The following is a 1918-nucleotide window of genomic DNA, read 5'->3' as shown; positions in this document are numbered from 1 at the left end:
GTGTCGCCACTATCGGTCATGGAGCCAGTGGTGTTCCACGCGCTCGGGGTTGCCAAGAAGCCGAAGCCGCCAGCGAGTTGATGGACACAATCACGATCTTCGGGCTGCTGTGGCGGCGCGCGACCGCGCGCGGCGCGATCGGCGGCATGCTGATCGGCTTCGCGGTGTGGCTCTACACGCTGTTCATACCGAGCTTCATGGACACCTCGACCACGGGAATCCTGCTGCTCCAGCATGGACCGTTCGGCATCGAGGCGTTGCGGCCGCAGGCGCTGTTCGGCGCCGATCTGCCGCCGCTGATGCACGGCGTCATCTGGTCGCTGTCGCTCAACATCCTGACCTATGTGCTGCTGTCGCTGGCGCGAAGGCCCTCGTCCATCGAGCTGTTGCAGGCCGATCTGTTCGTGCCCAACACGCTCGCGCCGATCTCCCCGGGTTTCCGCCGCTGGCGCACCACCGTCACCGTGCAGGACATCCAGACCACAGTCGCGCAATATCTCGGACCCGACCGCGCCCGGCATTCCTTCGAGGCCTTCTCGGCGCGGCGCAATGTCCGGCTGGAATCCGGAGCCCCCGCTGATTTCGAGCTGTTGCAGCACGCCGAGCACCTGATCGCTTCCTCGATCGGCGCGGCGTCCTCCCGCCTCGTGATGTCGCTGCTGCTGCGCAAGCGCACGGTCTCGGCCAAAGCCGCGCTCAAGCTGCTCGACGACTCCCACGCGGCCCTGCATTTCAACCGCGAGATCCTCCAGACCGCGCTCAACCACGTGCGCCAGGGCATCGCCGTGCTCGATGCCGACCTGCAACTGATCTGCTCCAACCGGCAGTTCGGCGATCTCCTCAACGTTCCCCCGCACATCGTCCAATTCGGCACGCCCCTGCGCGAGATCCTGGAGTTCATGGGCGTGAGCGATCCGGACCATCAGGCCGACCGTGAGGCGATGATCGAGCAGCGCCTCGCGGCCTACACCACCGACAGCGAGCCCTATCTCGAGCGCCTGCCGGAACGCCACATGGTGATCGAGGTGCTGACCAACCGCATGCCCGGCGGAGGCTTCGTCATCACCTTCACCGACGTGACGCCAACATTCGAAGCCGCGGAAGCACTGGAGCGCGCCAACGCGACGCTGGAAAAGCGCGTGCGCGACCGCACCGAGGAGTTGACGCGGCTGAACTCCGAGCTGGCCCTGGCCAAGAGCACGGCGGAAGACGCCAGCATCTCCAAGACCCGCTTCCTCGCCGCCGCCAGCCACGACATCCTGCAGCCGCTGAACGCGGCGCGGCTCTATGTCACGAGCCTGGTCGAGCGTCAGCACAGCGGCGAGGAGACGCGGCTGGTCGAGAACATCGACGAATCGCTGCAGGCGATCGAAGAGATCCTCGGTGCGCTGCTCGACATCTCCCGCCTCGACGCCGGCGCGATGACGACCTCGATCTCGAGCTTCAAGATGGCCGATCTGATGCGCTCGCTGGAGATCGAGTTCGCGCCGATCGCGCGCGCCAAGGGCCTTGAGCTCGCTTTCGTGCCCTGCTCGCTGCCGGTCGAATCGGATCGGCTGCTGCTGCGGCGCCTGCTCCAGAACCTGATCTCGAACGCGATCAAATACACCCCGCGCGGCCGCGTGCTGGTCGGCTGCCGCCGCCAGGGCCCTTCGCTCAAGATCTGCGTCTACGACACCGGCGTCGGCATCCCGCCAGTCAAGCGCGGCGAGATCTTCAAGGAATTCCATCGCCTGGAGCAGGGCGCGCGGATCGCCCGCGGGCTCGGGCTCGGTCTCTCGATTGTCGAACGCCTCGCGCGGGTGCTCAAGCACGGCATCGCCATCGACGGCAATAAGGGCGGCGGCTCGGTGTTCTCCGTGACGGTGCCGACCGCCAAGGCGATCACCCACACCGCCGCCGTGACCAGTGCGACCCC

1 pseudogene is annotated in these 1918 nt (G+C 66.7%); it reads left to right on the top strand.

From position 1 onward, the window contains the following. Positions 1–101: 101 nt before the first annotated feature. Positions 102–1918: pseudogene (locus MOV75_RS36340) on the top strand (PAS-domain containing protein); the annotation flags it as partial.

It is taken from the genome of Bradyrhizobium sp. PRIMUS42 (genome assembly GCF_023006515.1).
Lineage (GTDB): Bacteria > Pseudomonadota > Alphaproteobacteria > Rhizobiales > Xanthobacteraceae > Bradyrhizobium.
The sequence above is the reverse complement of the archived record's forward strand: the minus strand, read 5'-3'. Positions and strand labels throughout refer to the sequence as shown.